We start from the raw sequence: 21,231 nt of genomic DNA on the forward strand, positions 1-21,231 counted from the left end.
ACGCACCTGTTCTTATCCGAGCCCACCCTGACATGCGTCGACTCGCCCGCCCAAAACCCTTGATCCTGATGCTGCTGACGCTGGCGCTGATCTTCCTGATCGCCGCCGGCCAGCACCTGCGCCTGTTCGAACGCGCCTGGTTCAACGTCAACATCCTCTTCAAACCCATCAACGAGCAAGCCATCGCACTGGACCAATACCAGGTCACAGTCGAGGCGCAGGTAATCGAAGGCCTGAACGATGACGTTTCGGCGCTGACGTTCGATCCGGTACGCAAGAGCTTGTTTACAGTTACCAACCAGAATTCCGAGCTGATCGAGCTGTCACTCGATGGCAAGATCCTGCGGCGCATTGCGCTGATCGGCTTTGGCGATCCGGAGGCAGTGGAATTCATCAGCGAAGACATCTACGTCATCACCGACGAGCGCCAGCAGCGGCTGATAAAGATTCGCCTGGAAGACGACACCCAATTCCTCGACGCCGCCGAAGCCGAACAGATGACCCTGGGCGTGCATATGAGCGGCAACAAGGGGTTCGAAGGACTCGCCTACGATTCGGTAGGCAAACGCCTGTTCGTAGCGAAGGAACGCGACCCGATGCTGATTTATGAAGTGCATGGGTTTCCTCACCACAATCCGGAAAAGTCCTATGCAGTCCATGTGATCAACAACCCCAAGCGCGATGCCGGGTTGTTCGTGCGCGACCTCTCAAGCCTGCAATACGACGAACGCAGCGGCCATTTGCTGGCGCTGTCCGAGGAGTCGCGGTTGATTATCGAATTGGATATCGACGGCCGGCCATTGAGCACGCTGTCGTTGAGCAAGGGCCGCCAGGGCCTGCAAAAAACCGTGCCCCAGGCCGAAGGCCTCGCCATGGACGACGATGGCAACCTGTATCTGGTGAGCGAGCCGAATCTGTTCTACGTGTTCAAGAAGTCACAACCTTGATCCACTTACCCTGAACTACCACAAAAACCCAATGTGGGAGCGAGCTTGCTCGCGATAGCGGTGTATCAGCCATGAAGGTATCGACTGACATACCGCCATCGCGAGCAAGCTCGCTCCCACAGGGTCCGGTGTTGAATCCAATAACTGATCGCCCGGTTTATTCAGCCCGCAGGGTCTTCACCCCTTCAGGGGTCCCTAGCAGCAGCACATCCGCAGGCCGTGCAGCGAACAAACCGTTGGTGACCACGCCCACGATGGCGTTGATCTGGCTTTCCAGTTCCACCGGGTTGGTGATCTGCAGGTTGTGCACGTCGAGGATGATGTTGCCGTTATCGGTCAGCACGCCATCGCGATACACCGGGTCGCCGCCCAGCTTCACCAGTTCGCGGGCCACATGACTGCGGGCCATCGGGATGACTTCCACTGGCAATGGGAACGCGCCAAGCACCGGCACCAGTTTGCTGGCGTCGGCGATGCAGATGAAGGTCTTGGCCACGGCCGCGACGATCTTCTCGCGAGTCAGGGCCGCGCCACCGCCCTTGATCAGGTTCAGGTGCGCGTCGCTTTCGTCGGCGCCGTCGATGTAGAACTCCAGGTCGCTCACGGTGTTGAGCTCGTACACCGGGATCCCGTGGCCCTTGAGGCGCGCGGCGGTTGCTTCGGAGCTGGCGACCGCGCCGTCGAACGCGCCCTTGTGTTGCGCCAGCGCGTCGATGAAGCAATTGGCCGTAGAGCCGGTGCCAACCCCGACGACGCTCTTGTCATCCAGCTTCGGGAGGATGAGGTCGACGGCGGCCTGGGCCACGGCCTGTTTGAGTTGATCCTGGGTCATGCGGGCTCCGAAAGCGGGCAGGAAGTAAAGAGGGCCGCGAGTATAACCCAACAAAACCTTGGGATTCGTGTGGTCGCCCAGCTAAAAGCCGGGTTAGACTCCTTGGCCCTGCCCAACCCGCTCAGTGATGCTTTCCGATGCTTGAACAGTACGTCAAAAAGATCCTCACCTCGCGCGTTTACGACGTTGCCGTAGAAACCCCGCTGCAGACCGCTCGCCAGCTCTCCGAGCGGCTGGGCAACAGCATTTTGCTCAAGCGCGAAGACTTGCAGCCGGTGTTCTCGTTCAAGATTCGCGGGGCCTACAACAAGCTGACCCAGCTCAGCGACGAAGAGCGCGCACGCGGCGTGGTCACGGCTTCGGCAGGCAACCACGCCCAGGGCCTGGCCCTGGCGGCCAAGGTGCTGGGCGTCAAGGCCACCATCGTGATGCCCAAGACCACCCCGGAAATCAAGGTCGAAGGCGTGCGCTCACGTGGCGGCAAGGTGGTGCTGCACGGTGACTCGTTCCCCGAAGCCCTGGCCTATTCGCTGAAACTGGTCGACGAAAAAGGCTACGTCTACATCCACCCGTATGACGATCCCCACACCATCGCCGGGCAGGGCACCGTGGCGATGGAAATCCTGCGCCAGCACCCGGGACGCCTGGATGCGATCTTCGTCCCGGTGGGCGGTGGCGGGCTGATTGCCGGGATCGCGGCCTACGTGAAATACCTGCGCCCGGACATCAAGATCATCGGCGTCGAGCCGGACGACTCCAATTGCCTGCAAGCGGCGATGGCCGCTGGCGAGCGCGTGGTCCTGCCGACCGTGGGGCTGTTCGCCGACGGCGTCGCCGTGGCACAGATCGGCCAGCACACCTTCGATATCTGCAAGCACTACGTGGACGAAGTCATCACCGTCAGCACCGACGAAATCTGCGCGGCCATCAAGGATATCTACGACGATACCCGCTCGATCACCGAACCTGCCGGCGCCCTGGGCGTGGCCGGGATCAAGAAATACGTCGAGTCACGGGGCATCAGCGGCCAGACCCTGGTGGCCATCGACTCCGGTGCCAACGTCAACTTCGATCGCTTGCGCCACGTTGCCGAACGCGCCGAACTGGGCGAAGGCCGCGAAGCGATCATCGCCGTGACCATCCCCGAGAAGCCGGGCAGCTTCAAGGCGTTCTGCGAAGCTGTCGGCAAGCGCCAGATCACCGAATTCAACTATCGCTACAACACTGGCAGCGAAGCGCACATCTTCGTCGGCGTGCAGACCCACCCGGAAAACGACCCGCGCAGCGCGCTGATCGCCAGCCTGACCGAACAAGGCTTCCCGGTGCTGGACCTGACCGACAATGAACTGGCCAAGTTGCACATTCGCCACATGGTCGGCGGACATGCGGCACATGTCATCGACGAAGTGGTACTGCGCTTCGAATTCCCGGAACGCCCGGGTGCGCTGTTCAACTTCCTCAACAAGCTGGGCGGGCGCTGGAACATCTCGATGTTCCACTACCGCAACCATGGCGCGGCGGATGGCCGTGTGGTCGCCGGGCTGCAGGTGCCGCACGATGAGCGCCACCTGGTGCCGGCCGCCCTGGAAGAAATCGGCTACCCGTACTGGGATGAAAGCGATAACCCGGCCTACCAACTGTTCCTGGGTTGATAAAGCCGGGCTAGGCTGTGAGCAAGACTTGAGGAAAATCCAACAATGGAAACATTGACTGCGCTGAAGATCGCTCACGTCATCGCCACCGTACTGCTGCTGGCGGGCGCCCTGGGGCTGGCCATCTGGGTCTGGCGCACGCGCCGCAACGGCGATGCCACGGCGGCGGCGCGCACGCTGCAACGTCCGCGGCTGTTCATCTGGCTGGTGATGATCCTGGCACTGGCAAGCCTGCCCTTCACGGGCTGGTGGATGGTGCATCAGGTTGGCTGGTCGCTGGGGCAGACCTGGCTGCTGGCTTCCAGCGTGCTCTACACCGTGGCGGCGCTGGCGGGGTTCTGGCTGGTGGTGCGACTGAACAAATTGCGCAAGACGCCGGGAGGTAGCGGGAAGTTTACCTTTGCCTTGGCGCTGTTCAGTGTTGTCTGCTTTATCGCCATTGCGGGGTTGATGGGGGCCAAGCCGGTTTAAAACACAGTCTGTGGGAGCAAGGCTTGCTCCCACAGTCAATTGCGCAACGAAATCACCGGCCAACCCCGCTTCTGGGCCTCGACCCGAAGATTCGGATCCGGATCCACCGCCACCGGATGCGTCACCACCTCCAGCAGCGCCAGGTCATTCATCGAGTCGCTGTAGAAATAGCTGCCGTCGAGCGAATGCCCGGTCTCTTCCAGCCAACGGTTCAGCCGGGTCACCTTGCCCTCGCGAAAGCACGGGACATCCGTGCTGCGCCCGCTGTAGCGCCCGTCGATCATCTCGCACTCGGTGGCGATCAGGGTTTCGACGCCCAGGCGCTCGGCAATCGGCCCGGTGACAAAGCGGTTGGTGGCGGTGATGATCACCAGCTTGTCGCCGGCGTCACGGTGCTTTTCCAGCAATTCGATGGCCTGGGGCAAGACGATCGGCTCGATGCAGTCGCGCATGTAGTCCAGGTGCCACTGGGCCAGCACGTGCATTTCGGTACGACCGAGAATTTCCAGGCAAAAATTCAGGTACTCGGCGTTGTCGAGCTTGCCGGCCAGGTAATCCTGGTAGAACTCGTCGTTGCGTGCCTTGTAGGTCACAGCGTCCAGGAAACCGCGCTCGCACAGGTAATCGCCCCACGCGTGGTCGCTGTCGCCGCCCAGCAATGTGTTGTCCAAGTCGAATAAAGCCAGCCGCATTGCAGTTACTCGCTGAAAAATCTGAAGAAAGGCGTCCAGAATACGGACTTTTCACAAGAGTGCACATAAGCTAGGCGGGCTCGTTGCTGCTTTCACAACCTTTGTGGAACAATGCGGCGACATGCGTTTGCGAGGTTGTTGCCGTGATCGACCCCGATGGTTTCCGCCCCAATGTGGGGATCATTCTTACGAATGATGCAGGGCAGGTGCTATGGGCTCGCCGTATCAATCAAGACGCCTGGCAGTTTCCCCAGGGCGGGATCAACCCCCAGGAGACGCCGGAAGAGGCCTTGTACCGCGAGTTGAACGAAGAAGTGGGGCTTGAGCGAGAAGATGTCGAAATACTCGCCTGCACCCGAGGCTGGTTGCGCTATCGTTTGCCGCAACGCCTGGTCAGGACGCACAGCCAACCGCTGTGCATCGGCCAGAAGCAGAAATGGTTTCTCCTGCGCCTGATCTCCAACGAGCAGCGGGTGCGGATGGATTTGACCGGTAAACCGGAGTTCGATGGCTGGCGCTGGGTCAGCTATTGGTATCCGTTGGGCCAGGTGGTGACATTCAAGCGCGAAGTGTACCGACGCGCTCTCAAAGAGCTTGCCCCGCGCCTGCTGACGCGCGACTGACGACGGAGTTCGACCCCGAGCCATGCTCAATACGCTGCGCAAGATCGTCCAGGAAGTTAACTCCGCCAAGGATCTCAAGGCGGCGTTGGGGATTATTGTATTGCGTGTCAAAGAGGCCATGGGCAGCCAGGTCTGCTCGGTCTACCTGCTGGATCCCGAGACCAATCGTTTCGTGCTGATGGCCACCGAGGGCTTGAACAAGCGCTCCATCGGCAAAGTCAGCATGGCCCCCAATGAAGGCCTGGTCGGTCTGGTCGGCACACGCGAAGAACCCCTGAACCTCGAAAACGCTGCGGATCACCCGCGCTACCGCTACTTTGCCGAAACCGGCGAAGAGCGCTATGCCTCGTTCCTCGGCGCACCGATCATCCACCACCGCCGCGTTGTCGGCGTGTTGGTCATCCAGCAAAAAGAACGCCGCCAGTTCGATGAGGGTGAAGAAGCCTTCCTCGTGACCATGAGCGCGCAACTGGCCGGGGTTATCGCCCACGCCGAGGCCACCGGCTCGATCAGCGGCCTGGGTCGACAGGGCAAGGGCATCCAGGAAGCCAAGTTCGTCGGCGTACCGGGTTCACCGGGCGCGGCGGTGGGCACGGCGGTGGTCATGTTGCCGCCCGCCGACCTGGACGTGGTGCCAGACAAGACCATCACCGATATCGACGCCGAATTGGGCTTGTTCAAGACCGCCATCGAAGGCGTGCGCGCCGACATGCGCGCCCTGTCGGCCAAGCTGGCGACGCAGTTGCGCCCTGAAGAGCGCGCGCTGTTCGACGTTTACCTGATGATGCTCGACGATGCCTCCCTGGGCAGCGAAGTGACCACCATCATCAAGACCGGCCAGTGGGCCCAGGGCGCACTGCGCCAGGTGGTGACCGACCACGTCAACCGTTTCGAACTGATGGACGACGCCTATCTGCGCGAGCGGGCCTCGGACGTCAAGGACCTTGGCCGCCGGTTGCTGGCCTACTTGCAGCAAGAGCGCCAGCAGACCCTGGTCTACCCCGACAACACCATCCTGGTCAGCGAAGAGCTGACCCCGGCCATGCTCGGCGAAGTGCCCGAAGGCAAGCTGGCGGGGCTGGTCTCGGTATTGGGTTCGGGCAACTCCCACGTGGCAATCCTGGCCCGGGCCATGGGCATCCCGACGGTGATGGGCCTGGTGGACCTGCCGTACTCCAAGGTCGACGGCATCCAGATGATCGTCGATGGCTACCACGGCGAGGTCTACACCAACCCCAGCGACGTGCTGCGCAAGCAGTTTGCCGATGTGGTCGAGGAAGAAAAGCAACTGTCCCTGGGCCTGGATGCGCTGCGCGACCTGCCGTGCGTGACGCTCGACGGCCACCGCATGCCGCTGTGGGTCAACACCGGCCTGCTGGCCGACGTGGCCCGGGCGCAGAAACGTGGCGCCGAAGGTGTGGGCCTGTACCGCACCGAAGTGCCGTTCATGATCAACCAGCGCTTCCCCAGCGAAAAGGAACAGCTGGCGATCTACCGCGAACAACTGGCCGCGTTCCACCCGCAACCGGTGACCATGCGCAGCCTGGACATCGGCGGCGACAAGTCCCTGTCCTACTTCCCGATCAAGGAAGACAACCCGTTCCTCGGCTGGCGCGGTATTCGCGTGACGCTCGACCACCCGGAAATCTTCCTGGTCCAGGCCCGCGCCATGCTCAAGGCCAGCGAAGGCCTGAACAACCTGCGCATCCTGTTGCCGATGATCTCCGGCACCCATGAACTGGAAGAAGCCCTGCACCTGATCCACCGGGCCTGGGGCGAAGTACGCGACGAAGGCACCGATGTACCGATGCCGCCAGTGGGCGTGATGATCGAGATTCCGGCGGCGGTGTACCAGACCAAGGAACTGGCGCGGCAGGTGGACTTCCTGTCGGTGGGTTCCAACGACCTGACCCAGTATCTGCTGGCCGTGGACCGCAACAACCCGCGGGTCGCGGACCTGTACGACTACCTGCACCCGGCGGTGCTGCAAGCCTTGCAGAACGTGGTGCGTGATGCCCATGCCGAAGGCAAGCCGGTGAGCATCTGCGGCGAAATGGCCGGCGACCCGGCGGCGGCAGTGCTGCTGATGGCGATGGGGTTCGACAGCTTGTCGATGAACGCCACCAACCTGCCGAAAGTGAAGTGGATGCTGCGCCAGATCAACCTCAGCAAGGCCCAGGAATTGCTCGCGGAGGTGATGACCATCGACAACCCGCAAGTAATCCACAGCTCCTTGCAACTGGCGCTGAAGAACCTTGGGTTGGCGCGGATGATCAATCCGGCTTCGAACAAGACCCTCTGACCCCTATCGCGAGCAAGCTCGCTCCCACAGGGGATCTCGGTTGTTCACAAAATATGTGTTCACTGAAGATCCACTGTGGGAGCGAGCTTGCTCGCGATGAGGCCGGCAATCACACAGCAAAAACTAAACCCTGACTTCCACCTCCCCCAAATGCCCCCCATGCGGCCCGAAACTGCGCTCGACCATCTGCCGCGTCCCGTCGGCATGGACAATCAGCGCCGTACTGGCCCGCGTCCCGTAGGCCGGGCTGGCGATGAACACACTCGATAGCAGCATCTCGGTCGCCACTCCCACCCCCGTATCAGGCAGCTCAGCCACCGAAGCAGGTTGCGGGTCGTTCAACAGCGTAAGCAGTGCCTCAGGCCGCGGATCGTCCAGCACTTCGCCCAGCGCCGTGCGGGCCTTGAGCAACTTGGGCCAGGGTGTGTTCAGCCCAGCGTTCGACAAGCCATAGAGCCCCTCGCCCAACCGCTGCGGCTGGGTATCGCGGGCGTTGTGGTGCCAGAGCTCGACGCCATCGCCGAGCAGCAGGTTGAACCCACCATACTCGCTGGCGCGGGGCACGATTTCGCTCAAATACTCGGCAATCGAAAGATTTCCGGTCAGAAACCGCGCCACCAGTTCGCCACGCGACTTGAATGCCGGCAACTGGCCCGGGTCACGAATGTTGGTCAGCGCTGCAAAGCGCCCCTCGGCGCCAATGCCGAGCCAGGTGCCGCCGGCCTCCAGGTCGCGCCCGGCATGCACATGGGGCGCATCAGGCCACTGGGCCAGGGGCAAGGTCGGCCGGGCATAGAACTCGTCGCGGTTGGCCGCCACGATCAGCGGCCGGGCATGGCCGGGTCGCCAGGCAAATACGATCAGGCACATCAGGTTGTCCTGTTTAAAAATGAAGCTGAACGACACCGCTTTTGTGGCGAGGGGATTTATCCCCTCGCCACAGGGACAGCGATCATTAGCCACTCTACTCACACATCCATCATGCATCCATCGCCTTCAGTGGAGCCAGGGACCATGGATCCGTTACCATGCCGCTCTTATTTCGGGGATGGGTGGGGAGACGCTGGTGGAATTTGTGCTCTATCTGCTGCTCGGCGCCTGCGCCGGCGTGCTGGCCGGGTTGTTCGGCGTGGGGGGCGGGATCATCATCGTCCCGGTGCTGGTGTTCAGTTTCACCCTGCAGGGCTTCGACCCGCAGGTGTTGACGCACCTGGCCGTCGGCACCTCGCTGGCATCAATCATCTTCACCTCGGTCAATGCCGTGCGTGAGCACCAGCGCAAAGGCGCGGTGCGCTGGCCGATTTTCGCCTGGATGACCGTCGGGATCCTGATCGGTGCCGGATTCGGCGCGATCACCGCCGAAGCGATTTCCGGCCCGCACCTGCAAAAGATCATCGGCGTGTTCGCCCTGATCGTTGCCGTGCAACTGGCCCTGGACTTCAAGCCCAACGCCAGTCGCAGCGTACCGGGCAAGGCCGGACTGACCCTGGCCGGCACGGTGATCGGCTGGGCCTCGGCGATTTTCGGCATCGGTGGCGGTTCGCTGACCGTGCCGTTCCTGACCTGGCGCAGCGTGCCGATGCAGCAGGCGGTCGCAACCTCATCGGCCTGCGGACTGCCCATCGCCGTGGTCAGTGCTTTAAGTTTCATGATTCTGGGCTGGCACGATCCGCTGCTGCCGGCCCATAGTCTCGGTTTTGTGTATTTGCCGGCGCTGCTGGGCATCGCCCTGACCAGCATGGTCTTCGCCCGCTTCGGCGCGCGGCTGGCCCATCGCCTGTCACCGCGCTTGCTCAAGCGGCTGTTCGCCGCCCTGCTATTCTGCGTCGGCTTGAGTTTCCTGTTCTGACGCAATCCTGGCTTAATCCCGAGGTGGCACCGTCGCCCGGGTATTTTTGACGTTTACGAGGAATATCAATGCTGCCTTACCCGCAGATCGATCCGGTGGCCCTGGCCATCGGCCCGCTGAAAATCCACTGGTACGGCCTGATGTACCTGGTCGGCATCGGCGGCGCCTGGTTGCTGGCGTCGCGCAGGCTCAACCGTTTCGACCCGACCTGGAACAAGGAAAAGCTCTCCGACCTGGTGTTCTGGCTATCCATGGGCGTGATCGTCGGCGGGCGCCTGGGTTACGTGCTGTTCTACGACCTGAGTGCGTACCTGGCCAACCCGACGCTGATCTTCGAGGTCTGGAAGGGCGGCATGTCGTTCCACGGTGGGTTCATCGGCGTGATGCTGGCGGCGTTGTGGTTCGGCAAGCGCAACAACAAATCGTTTTTCGAGCTGATGGACTTCGTCGCGCCGATGGTGCCGATCGGCCTGGGCGCCGGGCGCATCGGCAACTTCATCAATGCCGAATTGTGGGGCAAGCCGACCGACGTGCCGTGGGCGATGATCTTTCCGCCGTTCAGCGATCCGGCGCAGCTGCCGCGCCACCCGTCGCAGCTGTATCAGTTCGCCCTCGAAGGCGTGGCACTGTTCCTGATCCTCTGGCTGTTCTCGCGCAAGCCACGGCCAACCATGGCGGTGTCGGGCATGTTTGCGCTGTTCTACGGGATCTTCCGTTTCATCGTTGAATTCGTCCGCGTACCGGACGCCCAGCTCGGCTATCTGGCGTGGAACTGGCTGACCATGGGCCAGGTGCTGTGCCTGCCGATGATCGTCGGCGGCCTGGCGCTGATCTGGCTGGCTTATCATCGTGCGCCGGCTGCGGCGGCCAAGGTTTAAAATTCGAACCCCGGGGCGCTGGCCCCGGGTTCAAGGACACAGGTAACCCATGAAGCAATATCTCGATCTGGTGGCCCACGTCATCAAGAACGGCACCAAGCAAGCCAACCGCACCGGTGTGAACACCATCAGCTTCCCCGGCGCCATGCTGCGCTATGACTTGAAAGATGGCTTCCCAGCCATCACCACCCGCAAGATGGCCTTCAAATCGGCCATCGGCGAGATGTGCGGCTTCCTGCGCGGCGTGAACAATGCCGCCGAATTCCGAGCCCTGGGCTGCAAGGTCTGGGACCAGAACGCCAACGAAAACGCCCAGTGGCTGGCCAACCCGTTCCGCCAGGGCGAAGACGACCTGGGCGAGATCTATGGCGTGCAATGGCGCAAGTGGCCGGCCTACAAACAGATCCCCCTGAGCAACCCGGCGGCCATCGAGCAGACCCTGGCCCAGGGTTACCGGCAGATCGCCGAAGGCGAAGAAAACGGCCAGGCCTACGTGGTGCTGTACAAGGCCATCGACCAGGTTCGCCAGTGTGTCGACACCATCATCAAGGACCCGGGCAGCCGGCGCATCCTGTTCCACGGCTGGAACTGCGCCCAGCTCGATGAGATGGCCCTGCCGCCGTGCCACCTGCTCTACCAGTTCCACCCGAATGTCGAGACCAGGGAAATCTCCCTGACCCTCTATATCCGCTCCAACGACCTGGGCCTGGGTACGCCGTTCAACCTCACCGAAGGCGCCGCGCTGCTGAGCCTGATCGGTCGCCTGACCGGCTACACACCGCGCTGGTTCACCTATTTCATCGGCGATGCCCACGTCTACGAAAACCACTTGGACATGCTTAACGAACAGCTCACGCGCGAGCCGTTCCCGATGCCCAAGCTGGTGATTTCCGAGCGTGTGCCGGAATTCGCCAAGACCGGTGTGTACCAGCCTGAGTGGCTGGAGTTGGTGGAACCGAGCGACTTCTCCCTCGAAGGCTACCAGCACCACGCGCCGATGACCGCGCCGATGGCGGTCTAAAAGAATCCCACCATCACCCCTGTGGACGGGCCTGTGGGAGCAAAGCTTGCTCGCGATGGAAACGCCTCGATCCGTCAGAAGATCGCGTTATCGTTCATCGCGAGCAAGCTTTGCTCCCACAGGATCGCACCAAGCTTTGCTCCCGCAGGCTCGCCTATAGGCCTCTGTGTATTCGGATTAGCGGCAAGGGCTCAATGCCCGTGGCTGCGCCCCACATGCGAATGCTCCACCTCCGGCGCCACCGCTCCACTGACTTCCAACCGCTGCAAGATCCCGCATTGATCCAGGTCCGGTCCTTCGCCGCAGCGATGGCGCAGGTCGATCAGTTGCGTCTGCAACGCCAGCAGGCCGTCGATGCGGGCCTTGACGTGTTGAATGTGTTCGTCGATCAGCGCGTTGACGCTTTCGCACTGGTCCTGGGGGCTGTCGCGCAGGGCCAGGAGGCTGCGGATTTCTTCCAGGGTCATGTCCAGGGTGCGGCAGTTGCGGATGAACGTCAGCCGCTCGGCATGGGCCTGGGTGTAGACGCGGTAATTGCCGTCGCTGCGGGCCGGTTCCGGCAGCAAGCCTTCGCGCTCGTAGTAACGGATGGTTTCGACCTGGCAGTCAGTGATTTTCGCCAGTTCTCCGATCTTCATGGTGCGGCCTCCCAAATAGGTGCTTGACCCTATAGTGGCTACAGGGTCTTTACTGCGCAACAGGCACTTTTCACGGACGTCACCCGATGAGCGATTCCCTTCACATCCACAAACCCGACCACGGCCATGACCACGGGCATTCCTGCTGCGCATCGAAAGCAGCCCCGTCGCAGGTCATCCTCGACAAAACGCCGACGGACGGTGCGCGGCTGAGCAGTTTCCGCATCGAAGCCATGGACTGCCCCACCGAACAGACGCTGATCCAGAACAAGCTCGGCAAGCTCGAAGGCGTGCAGCAACTGGACTTCAACCTGATCAACCGCGTGCTGGGCGTGACCCATGATTTGCCTAGCGACGCGCCCATCATCAAGGCCATCGAATCCTTAGGGATGCAGGCCGAGCCGATGACGCCAGGCAAAGAGAAAGCCACCCCTGACTTGCCCGCCCCGGCCAAGCCCTGGTGGCCGCTGGCGCTGTCCGGCGTGACGGCCCTGGGTGCCGAGTTGATCCACTTCACCAGCGCCGCGCCAAACTGGGTGGTCGCGCTGGTGGCGTTGGTGTCGATCCTCAGCGGCGGCCTGGGTACCTACAAGAAGGGCTGGATCGCCCTGAAAAACCGCAACTTGAACATCAACGCGCTGATGAGCATCGCCGTGACCGGCGCCGTGTTGATCGGCCAATGGCCGGAAGCGGCGATGGTGATGTTCCTGTTCACCGTGGCCGAGCTGATCGAAGCCAAATCCCTCGATCGGGCGCGCAACGCCATCAGTGGCCTGATGCAGATGGCCCCGGAACAGGCCACCGTGCAACAGGCCGATGGCAGCTGGCAGGCGCAAGACGTAAAAGTCATCGCCCTCGGTGCGCGGGTACGGGTTCGCCCGGGCGAAAGGGTTGGCCTGGACGGCGACGTGGTCGCCGGTCGTTCGACCATTGACCAGGCACCGATCACGGGCGAGAGCCTGCCGGTGGAAAAAACCATCGGCGACAAGGTGTTTGCCGGCACCATCAACCAGGCCGGCGAATTGGAATACACCGTGACCGCGGCAGCCGATCACTCCACCCTGGCGCGAATCATCCACGCCGTGGAACAGGCCCAGGGCTCCCGCGCGCCGACCCAGCGCTTCGTCGACCAGTTCTCGAAAATCTACACCCCGGCGGTGTTTGTCCTGGCCCTGGCTGTAGCCATCATCCCACCGCTGTTCATGGGCGCGGCGTGGTTCGACTGGATCTACCGGGCGCTGGTGCTGCTGGTGGTCGCTTGCCCGTGCGCACTGGTGATTTCCACCCCCGTGACCATCGTCAGCGGCCTCGCCGCCGCTGCGCGCAAAGGCATCCTGGTCAAGGGCGGCGTGTACCTGGAGGGCGGCTACAAGCTCGACTACCTGGCCTTGGACAAGACCGGCACGATCACCCGCGGCAAGCCGGTGCAAACCGACTATGTGGCGCTGGACCCGAGCGTGGAAACCACCGCTCCGGCCCTGGCCGCCAGCCTCGCTGCCCGCTCCGACCACCCGGTTTCCCGGGCGATTGCCAACGCGGCTGTGGATAAACAACTGACACAGCAGGTTGTGGATAACTTCGAGGCGCTTGCCGGGCGCGGCGTGCGCGGCGACATCGGCGGGCAGACTTATCACCTGGGCAATCACCGCCTCGTGGAAGACCTCGGCCTGTGCTCGCCCGAACTGGAAGAGAAACTCTTCGCCCTGGAAAAACAAGGCAAGTCCGTGGTGCTGCTGCTCGACGCTACAGGCCCGTTGGCGCTGTTTGCCGTGGCCGACACCGTGAAGGACTCCAGCCGCGAGGCCATCCGGCAACTGCATGACCTGGGCATCAAGACCTTGATGCTCACCGGCGACAACGCCCACACCGCCGACGCGATTGCCGCGCAGGTAGGCATGGACCAGGCTCGGGGCGACCTGCTGCCCGAAGACAAGCTGCAAGCCATCGAAGCGTTGTACGCCCAGGGTCACCGCGTCGGCATGGTCGGCGACGGCATCAACGACGCCCCGGCCCTGGCCCGTTCGGAAATCGGTTTCGCCATGGCGGCGGCCGGCACCGACACGGCCATCGAAACCGCCGATGTCGCCTTGATGGACGATGATCTGCGCAAGATCCCGGCTTTCATTCGCCTGTCGCGGCAGACTTCAAGCATCCTGAAACAGAACATTGCCTTAGCGTTGGTGATCAAGGCGATCTTCCTCGGGTTCACCTTCGCCGGGTTCGCCACCATGTGGATGGCGGTGTTCGCCGACATGGGGGTGAGTTTGCTGGTGGTGTTCAATGGGTTGCGGTTGTTGCGCAAATGAAGCGCTCAGGGGGCTGAAATGACGCCTCGCGAGCAAGCTTTGCTCCCACAGATCTTTGCGAATACAGAATCTGAATTCACCACGGATCTGCTGTGGGAGCAAAGCTTGCTCCCACAGTTGGATCTTTGTGAAGACAGAACTTGAATCACCACATATCTGCTGTGGGAGCAAAGCTTGCTCCCACAGTTGGATCTTTGTGAAGACAGAACTTGAATCACCACATATCTGCTGTGGGAGCAAAGCTTGCTCCCACAGTTGGATCTTTGTGAAGACAGAACTTGAATCACCACATATCTGCTGTGGGAGCAAAGCTTGCTCGCGATGGGCTGCACAGCAGCCCTCATGAGTTAACGCCAATTCAATCGCGCTTCGGCTCGCGGATCTTGTACCAGGCCACATACAGCGCCGGCAGGAACAGCAGCGTCAGTAGCGTCGCGATGATGATCCCGCCGATCATCGCGTAGGCCATCGGCCCCCAGAACACTTCCCGGGCGATCGGGATCATCCCCAGGCTCGCCGCAGCCGCCGTGAGCAGGATCGGTCGGCGTCGGTGCTCGGTGGCTTCCACCACGGCATCCCAGGGCTCGTAGCCGTCACGTTCGTATTCATCGATCTGGGTCACCAGGATCACCGAGTTACGGATGATGATGCCAATCAACGCGAGGATCCCGAGGATCGCCACGAAGCCCATGGGCGTGCCCGTCGGCACCAGCGCCAGCACCACGCCGATCAACCCGAGAGGCGCGACGCTCGCCACCAGGAACAGTTTCTGCACGCTGTGTAGCTGGATCATCAGGAAGGTCGCCATCAAGAACAGCATCAACGGCACGACACTGGCGATCGGCCCTTGGGCCTTGCTGCTCTCTTCCACCGTACCGCCCGTGGCGACCTTGTAGCCCACTGGCAGACCGGCAGCGAACTTGTCGATGGCCGGTTGCAATTGCTTGACCAGGTCGGTGGGCTGGATCTCGTCGCGCACGGCGGCCTTGATGGTGATGGTCGGCTTGCGGTCACGACGCCATACCAAGGGTTGTTCCAGTTCATAGCGCACCGTGGCGAACGCCAGCAACGGAATCGAGGTGCCGCCCGGGGTGACGATTTGCAGGTTCTGCAGGGTTTCCGGCGAACCACGCTCGGCATCTTCGGCACGGCCGACCACGTCGATCAGGTAAATATCGTCGTTGACCTGGGTCACGGGCGAGCCGCTGACGATGCTGTTCATCAGCCTGGCCACATCATCGGAAGACAAGCCCAACTGCCGCGCCTTGTCCTGGGCGATGTCGATGCGCAGCACCTTGCCCGGTTCGTTCCAGTCGTAAATTATTTCGCCAATGTGCGAGTTCTTGTCCAGCTCGGTGGCCAGTTCGATAGCATGCTTGCGCACCTGGTCGATGTCCTTGCCACTGACCCGGTACTGGATCGGCCGGCCCACCGGCGGCCCCATTTCCAGGGCCTGCACGTAGCTGCCAATCCCGACGAAATCCTCGCGCAGACGCTTTTGCAGGCGCTCGGTGAGGGCCGTGCGCGACTCCAGGCCCTTGCTGACAATCACCAGTTGCGCGTAGTACGGGTTCTGCAGTTGCTGGTCCAGCGGCAGGTAAAAGCGAATCGCGCCTTCGCCGATGTAGGTGCTCCAGCGCTCGATATCCGGGTCGCCCTTGAGGGTCGCTTCCAGGCGATCGACGGCCCGGCGGGTCTCGTCCATTGAGGCGTTCTGCGGCAGGTTGAGGTCCACCAGGATTTCCGGCCGGTCCGAGGACGGGAAGAACTGGTTCTGCACGAAGCGCATGCAAAACACCGACAGCACGAACAGCAGCACGGTAATGCCGATGGCCCACCAGCGATTGCGCATCGCCCACAGCAGGCCGCCGTTGAACGCCCGGCCGATCCGCCCCGGCTCGGCGCTGTGGGGTTTCACATTGGTGCTGAGGATGTGCACGCCGATCACCGGGGCAAACAACACCGCGACGATCCACGACACCAGCATCGCCACGGCGATGACCGCGAACAGGGTAAATGTGTACTCACCAGCGGAACTGGCGTTCAGGCCGATGGGCACGAAGCCGGCCACGGTCACCAGGGTCCCGGTGAGCATCGGGAACGCTGTCGAGGTATAGGCGAACGTCGCGGCCTGGTCCTTGCTGTCGCCTTTTTCCAGGCGTGTGACCATCATTTCCACGGTGATCATCGCGTCGTCCACCAGCAGGCCGAGGGCGATAATCAACGCACCGAGGGAAATCCGCTGCATGGTGATGCCGCTGTATTCCATGAACAGGAAGACCATCGCCAGCACCAGCGGAATCGAGCAGGCCACCACCAGTCCGGCCCGGACGCCGAGGCTGACGAAGCTGACGACCAGGACGATGATCACCGCCTCGAACAAGGCACTGGTGAAGCCGCCGACCGCCTCTTCCACCACTTCGGCCTGGTCCGACACGGTATGCACGCCAACGCCTACCGGCAGGTCAGCGGTCAGCTCGCTCATGCGCGCATGCAACGCCTTGCCGAAATCCTGGATGTTGCCGCCCTTCTTCATTGCGATGGCGAGGCCGATGGCCGGCGTGCCGTTGAAACGGAACATCGGCGTGGCAGGGTCAACGTAACCGCGGCTGATATCGGCGATGTCGGCCAGTCGATAGAAGCGGTCATTGAGCCGCAGGTTGACGTTGGCCAGGTCTTTTTCGGATTGGAACTGCCCGGACGTGCGCACGGAAATCCGCTCGGGTCCGGCATCGATGACCCCGGCCGGGGTCACGGCGTTCTGGGTTTGCAGGCTTTGCACGACTTGTCGTTGGTCGATCCCCAGGGCGGCAAGTTTGCGCGTGGAGAAGTTCAGGTAGAGCACTTCGTCCTGCTCGCCCACCATCTCGACCTTGCCCAGGCCCGGGACGTCATGGATCTCGGCGCGCACCTGTTCTACGTAGTCGCGCAACTGGCGCATCGACAGGCCATCGCCAGTGAAGGCGTACACCGAACCGTAGACATCGCCGAACTCGTCGTTGAACCCGGGCCCTTGCAGGCCGTCAGGAAAATCGCCGCGAATGTCGTTGATCTTCTTGCGCACCTGGTACCAGATCTCGGGGATATCCTTGGCCCCGGTGGTGTCGAGCAGGTACACGAACACCGTCGACTCCCCCGGTCGGGTGTAGCTTTTGACGTAGTCGAGGGAATCGAGCTCTTCGAGTTTCTTCTCGATGCGATCGGTGACCTGCCTGAGGGTTTCTTCCTGGGTCGCGCCAGGCCAACGGGTCTGGATGACCATGGTCTTGATGGTGAACGATGGGTCTTCTTCGCGCCCCAGGTTCATGTACGAAAACACGCCCATCAACAATGCCACGAACATCAGGTACCAGACGAACGACTGATGTCGCAGGGCCCATTCGGACAGATTGAAAGGCCCTTTCATCGTGCTTCCTCGTCGAGTTTCACTTTCTGCCCCGGCTGGAGACTGTTCACCCCGGCGCTGACCACGCGATCGCCGGCCTTGATGCCGTTGGCCACCAGCACCGAGCTGGCCGAACGTTCGAGAATCCGCACGTCACGGGGCGAGACGGTCTGGCTGTGCGGGTCGACCAGCCAGATCCGCGCCTTGCCGTCGATCTCTTGCAACGCGCTGAGTGGCAGCTCGATGCGCGGTTCGATGGTCGAGCTCAGGGTCACGCTGATGGCCGTGCCCAGGCGAAAACCTGGCGGCGTATCGGCCAATGTCAGGCGCGCGCGGCGGGTGCGGGTGGCGCTCTGGGCCTGGGGTTCGATCTCGCGCACGGTGGCGGTGGTGTGGATGCTCGGGTCCAATTGCGCGGCGACCTCGAACACCACGTCCGCGGGCAGGCGCTCGGCCAGACCGGCCGGCAGGTCGATCACCGCCTCCTTGATGTCCGGGCGGGCCAGGGTCACCACTTGCTGGCCGGCGGTGACCACCTGCCCGGCTTCGGCATTCCAGGCCGTGACGACGGCGTCGTGGTCGGTGTGCAGTTCGCTGTAGTTGAGCTGGTCGCGGGCCTGCTCCACCGAAGCCCGGGCCTGTTCAAGGGAAGCGCCTGTGGTTTTCAAATCGGTCTGGGCGATATCCAACTGCGCCTGGGCACCGACGCCACGGTCGAACAATTGCTGCTGGCGGCGGGCATTGGCCTGGGCATTGATGTACTGCGCCTCGATCCGCGCCAGATCGCCCTGGGCGGCGCGCAACTGGTTCTGCTGGTCGGTAGGGTCGAGCGTGGCAAGCAGGTCGCCCTTCTTCACCTCCGCGCCGACGTCGACATTGCGGCTGGCGATCCGTCCTGGCACGCGGAAACCCACGTCGCTCTCGTAGCGCGCCTGGATATTCCCGGCGAACCGCCCAAGCGCCTGCTGGTCGAGGGCCCTGACTTCAATGGACAACACCGGGCGCACCGGTTCGGGTGGCGCTTCTTCCTTGGAGCAGGCAGCCAGCAAGAGGCCGGCCGAGACCATCCATAAACGCTTCATGGCTGGGCTCCCGGCCTGGTTTTTTCAGAGGTGTTTTCAGCGATCTCGACGCGTACGCCGGGGTGTAGCAATTGCCCGCCTGCGGTGATGATTTTCTCACCGCCCTTGAGGCCATCGCTGATGATGACTTTGCCGGTCAGGTAACGGCCTACGGTCACCGTCTGCAACTGCGCCTTGCCCTCACCATCCACCAGCCACACGGCCGGGTCACTAAGGTTCTTGGTCAGGGCCGACCAGGGCAGCTCGAAGGCGGTCTTGCCGGCGGATTTGGCCGTGGCACTGACCACCGAGCCCAAGTGCATGCCTTCGGGTAAATCATCGAGGGTGACCTTGACCTGCACGGTGCCGGTCTGGGCAGACACCGCCGGGGTGATCTCACGCACCGTGCCGGTGGTCTTGATGGCGGGGTTATCCAGCAAACTGATGGTGATTGCAGGGTCCGACGGCGGTTCGCTCAACAGCGATTCGTAGATGTTGAACACCGCGTCGCGTTCGCCATCCCGGGCCAGGCTGAAGATCGGCTCCGTGGCCTGCACCACCTGGCCGACTTCCGCCTGACGCGCCGTGATGATGCCCGGTGCCTCGGCAATCAGTGCGGTGTAGCTCAGTTGCTCGCGGGCGTTGGCCAGTTGGGCCTGGGCAGCGGTCAGCGCACTCTGGCTACTGCGTAGTTGAGCCTGGGCAGCGTCGTATTCGCTCTGGCTGGTGTAGCCCTTGGGCAAGAGTTTCTGCTGGCGCACGAACGCCGCCGCACTCTGCTTGACCCGCGCCTGCTCTGCAGCCACCTGGGCCTCGGCGGAGTCGACGTTGGTCTGCAGGTCCCGAGGATCGAGCCGGGCCAGCACTTGCCGGGCCGAGACCCGGGCGCCGACATCGACCTTGCGTTCGATGATCTTGCCACCCACGCGAAACGACAAGTCAGCCTGCACCCGCGCCTGGACATCGCCGGTCAGGGTCACAGAAGCGGCGTATTCGCTGGGCACGGCTTGCTGCACAAAAACCCGTGGCAGGGCTTTTTCCACAGGCTTGTCATCACCGCATCCGGCCAACATCGCACAGAGGCCCAGGCCAACTATCAGTTTGATTCGGGGACCAGCCATGCAGACTCCTTTGCGCTGTACGGACGTACCAGTGACGATACGACTGTGAGCTTAGAACAGGGTTCAACGAATACAACAGGAGCACAAATCAGGCAAACTGATCGTCTCCTATGGACCCCTGCAGCAGGAGTCTGCTCATGCTCAAGACCCTGGCGGTGGCCAATTACCGCTCCATCAACAAGTTGGTAATCCCCCTGGGTCGGCTGAACCTGATCACCGGTCCCAACGGCAGCGGCAAGTCCAATCTGTACCGCGCCCTGCGCCTGTTGGCAGAGACAGCCCAGGGCGGAGTGGTCAACGCCCTGGCCCGCGAAGGCGGACTGGACTCGACCTTCTGGGCCGGGCCGGAAGAAATCAGCCGGCGCATGCGTAACGGCGAAGTGCCGGTCCAGGCGATTGTGCGCCAGGGCACCAAGCGCCTGCGCCTGGGCTTCGCTGGGGAAGACTTCAGCTATTGCATCGCCCTGGGCTTGCCGGAGCCCAGTCTTTCAGCATTTTCACTGGACCCTGAAATCAAGCGCGAATGCATCTGGGCCGGCCCGGTGTTTCGGCCGGCCAGCCTGCTGGTGGACCGCAACGGGCCGATGATCCGTGCCCGCGAAGGCCGCTCCTGGGATGTGCTGGCCCAGCACACGCCGACCTTCGACAGCCTGTTCGACCAGGTCGGCAGCCTGCGTACTTCGCCGGAGGTCCTGCAGATGCGCGAGTTCATTCGTCGCTGGCGCTTCTACGATCATTTTCGCAGCGATGCCGACGCCCCGGTGCGCCAACCGCAACTGGGCACCCGCACGCCGGTGCTGCACCACGACGGACGCGACCTGGCCGCCGCGTTGCAGACCATCCTTGAAATCGGTGACGTCGAGGCCTTGCATGCCGCCATCGGCGACGCGTTCCCCGGAGCCCACCTGCACATCGAGAAACTGCAAGGCGGACGTTTCGCTATCGCGTTTCAACAGCATGGCCTGCTGCGCCCGTTGTCCGCCGCCGAACTGTCGGACGGGACCCTGCGCTATCTGTTGCTGGTGGCCGCCCTGCTCACACCACGACCGCCCTCGCTGATGGTGCTCAACGAACCGGAAACCAGCCTGCACCCCGATCTGTTGCCGGCCTTGGCGCGGCTGATCATCCGGGCTTCAGTCAATTGCCAGGTCTGGGTGGTGTCCCACGCCACGCGCCTGATCGCCGCCCTGGAGCAGGATGAGGGTTGCAATTGCATCGTGCTGGAAAAGGAGCTTGGGCAGACCGGGATTGTCGGGCAGCGGGTGTTGGATGAGCCGGCGTGGCATTGGCCGGACTAGCCAGCGCCTGATAAACCGAATCGCGAGCAAGCTCGCTCCCACACCCCGAATTTGCCGCGAAGGACAAAGACGACTACTTTTCTTTTCGCCGAAAGACGGATTTTTTAAGTACCCCTCCAAGGGAGCACTGTTTTTCACCCGGCCGAACCATCACA

The 21,231-nt window shown here is 62.4% G+C and carries 17 protein-coding genes; 10 read left to right on the forward strand and 7 right to left on the reverse strand.

From position 1 onward, the window contains the following. Positions 1 to 32 precede the first annotated feature (32 nt). Positions 33 to 947 (forward strand): SdiA-regulated domain-containing protein, encoded by a 915-nt coding sequence (locus F7R20_RS23155; RefSeq protein WP_003196637.1) that lies wholly within the window; start codon positions 33 to 35, stop codon positions 945 to 947. A gap of 157 nt (positions 948 to 1,104) precedes the next feature. On the opposite strand, the gene rpiA is transcribed toward F7R20_RS23155, so the two are convergent. Continuing rightward, positions 1,105 to 1,779, reverse strand: a complete 675-nt coding sequence (gene rpiA, locus F7R20_RS23160) for a ribose-5-phosphate isomerase RpiA (RefSeq protein ID WP_003196636.1) — start codon at positions 1,777 to 1,779, stop codon at positions 1,105 to 1,107. A 137-nt stretch (positions 1,780 to 1,916) separates the two neighbouring features. Between rpiA and ilvA the strand changes: the two genes are divergently transcribed. Beyond that, positions 1,917 to 3,431: a threonine ammonia-lyase, biosynthetic gene (gene ilvA, locus F7R20_RS23165; RefSeq protein ID WP_003196635.1), complete on the forward strand. Its 1,515-nt coding sequence runs from the start codon at positions 1,917 to 1,919 to the stop codon at positions 3,429 to 3,431. 45 nt (positions 3,432 to 3,476) lie between these two features. Next, positions 3,477 to 3,902 (forward strand): DUF2269 family protein, encoded by a 426-nt coding sequence (locus tag F7R20_RS23170; protein ID WP_003196634.1) that lies wholly within the window; start codon positions 3,477 to 3,479, stop codon positions 3,900 to 3,902. A gap of 35 nt (positions 3,903 to 3,937) precedes the next feature. On the opposite strand, the gene F7R20_RS23175 is transcribed toward F7R20_RS23170, so the two are convergent. Next, positions 3,938 to 4,594 (reverse strand): histidinol-phosphatase, encoded by a 657-nt coding sequence (locus F7R20_RS23175; RefSeq protein ID WP_003196633.1) that lies wholly within the window; start codon positions 4,592 to 4,594, stop codon positions 3,938 to 3,940. Between the two features lie 143 nt (positions 4,595 to 4,737). On the opposite strand from F7R20_RS23175, the gene F7R20_RS23180 reads away from it, so the two are divergent. Together F7R20_RS23180 and ptsP are read left to right on the forward strand one after the other, a co-directional pair. Then, a complete protein-coding gene (locus F7R20_RS23180; protein WP_003186867.1) occupies positions 4,738 to 5,217 on the forward strand; it encodes an RNA pyrophosphohydrolase in 480 nt (159 codons plus the stop codon). Positions 5,218 to 5,239: 22 nt separating this feature from the next. Beyond that, complete coding sequence (gene ptsP / locus F7R20_RS23185) at positions 5,240 to 7,519, forward strand: phosphoenolpyruvate--protein phosphotransferase (protein ID WP_003196632.1); 2,280 nt, start codon at positions 5,240 to 5,242, stop codon at positions 7,517 to 7,519. A gap of 123 nt (positions 7,520 to 7,642) precedes the next feature. Here the strand turns inward: ptsP and F7R20_RS23190 are convergent, their stop codons facing one another. After that, positions 7,643 to 8,389 carry an NRDE family protein gene (locus F7R20_RS23190; protein WP_003196630.1) on the reverse strand — a complete coding sequence of 249 codons (747 nt, stop codon included), beginning with the start codon at positions 8,387 to 8,389 and terminating at the stop codon, positions 7,643 to 7,645. A gap of 196 nt (positions 8,390 to 8,585) precedes the next feature. On the opposite strand from F7R20_RS23190, the gene F7R20_RS23195 reads away from it, so the two are divergent. The 3 genes from F7R20_RS23195 (at position 8,586) to F7R20_RS23205 (ending at position 11,267) form a co-directional block, all read left to right on the forward strand. Then, entirely contained in the window at positions 8,586 to 9,368 is a 783-nt protein-coding gene (locus tag F7R20_RS23195; protein WP_003196628.1) for a sulfite exporter TauE/SafE family protein, read from the forward strand. 68 nt (positions 9,369 to 9,436) lie between these two features. Next, a complete protein-coding gene (lgt, locus tag F7R20_RS23200) occupies positions 9,437 to 10,246 on the forward strand; it encodes a prolipoprotein diacylglyceryl transferase (RefSeq protein WP_003196626.1) in 810 nt (269 codons plus the stop codon). 49 nt (positions 10,247 to 10,295) lie between these two features. Next, positions 10,296 to 11,267 (forward strand): thymidylate synthase, encoded by a 972-nt coding sequence (locus tag F7R20_RS23205; protein WP_003196624.1) that lies wholly within the window; start codon positions 10,296 to 10,298, stop codon positions 11,265 to 11,267. Positions 11,268 to 11,458: 191 nt separating this feature from the next. On the opposite strand, the gene cadR is transcribed toward F7R20_RS23205, so the two are convergent. Beyond that, positions 11,459 to 11,905, reverse strand: coding sequence for a Cd(II)/Pb(II)-responsive transcriptional regulator (cadR, locus tag F7R20_RS23210; protein ID WP_003196623.1), 447 nt, complete (start codon positions 11,903 to 11,905; stop codon positions 11,459 to 11,461). Between the two features lie 86 nt (positions 11,906 to 11,991). Here cadR and F7R20_RS23215 point away from each other — a divergent pair, with 86 nt between their 5' ends. Next, positions 11,992 to 14,211, forward strand: coding sequence for a heavy metal translocating P-type ATPase (locus F7R20_RS23215; RefSeq protein WP_003196621.1), 2,220 nt, complete (start codon positions 11,992 to 11,994; stop codon positions 14,209 to 14,211). Positions 14,212 to 14,569: 358 nt separating this feature from the next. On the opposite strand, the gene F7R20_RS23220 is transcribed toward F7R20_RS23215, so the two are convergent. The 3 genes from F7R20_RS23220 to F7R20_RS23230 are packed head-to-tail and all read right to left on the reverse strand — an operon-like array spanning position 14,570 to position 19,778. Next, the gene (locus F7R20_RS23220) at positions 14,570 to 17,617 is read right to left on the reverse strand and encodes an efflux RND transporter permease subunit (protein WP_003196619.1); all 3,048 of its coding nucleotides are present in this window, start codon (positions 17,615 to 17,617) and stop codon (positions 14,570 to 14,572) included. Beyond that, a complete protein-coding gene (locus F7R20_RS23225; RefSeq protein ID WP_003196618.1) occupies positions 17,614 to 18,678 on the reverse strand; it encodes an efflux RND transporter periplasmic adaptor subunit in 1,065 nt (354 codons plus the stop codon). The genes F7R20_RS23220 and F7R20_RS23225 overlap by 4 nt, the downstream gene beginning before the upstream one ends. Then, the gene (locus F7R20_RS23230) at positions 18,675 to 19,778 is read right to left on the reverse strand and encodes an efflux RND transporter periplasmic adaptor subunit (RefSeq protein ID WP_003196615.1); all 1,104 of its coding nucleotides are present in this window, start codon (positions 19,776 to 19,778) and stop codon (positions 18,675 to 18,677) included. Before F7R20_RS23230 ends, F7R20_RS23225 begins: the two co-directional genes overlap by 4 nt. Positions 19,779 to 19,915: 137 nt before the next feature. Between F7R20_RS23230 and F7R20_RS23235 the strand changes: the two genes are divergently transcribed. Beyond that, a complete protein-coding gene (locus tag F7R20_RS23235) occupies positions 19,916 to 21,076 on the forward strand; it encodes an AAA family ATPase (protein ID WP_003196612.1) in 1,161 nt (386 codons plus the stop codon). Positions 21,077 to 21,231: the final 155 nt, after the last annotated feature.

It is taken from the genome of Pseudomonas brassicacearum subsp. brassicacearum, assembly GCF_008801605.1.
Classification (GTDB): domain Bacteria; phylum Pseudomonadota; class Gammaproteobacteria; order Pseudomonadales; family Pseudomonadaceae; genus Aquipseudomonas; species Aquipseudomonas brassicacearum.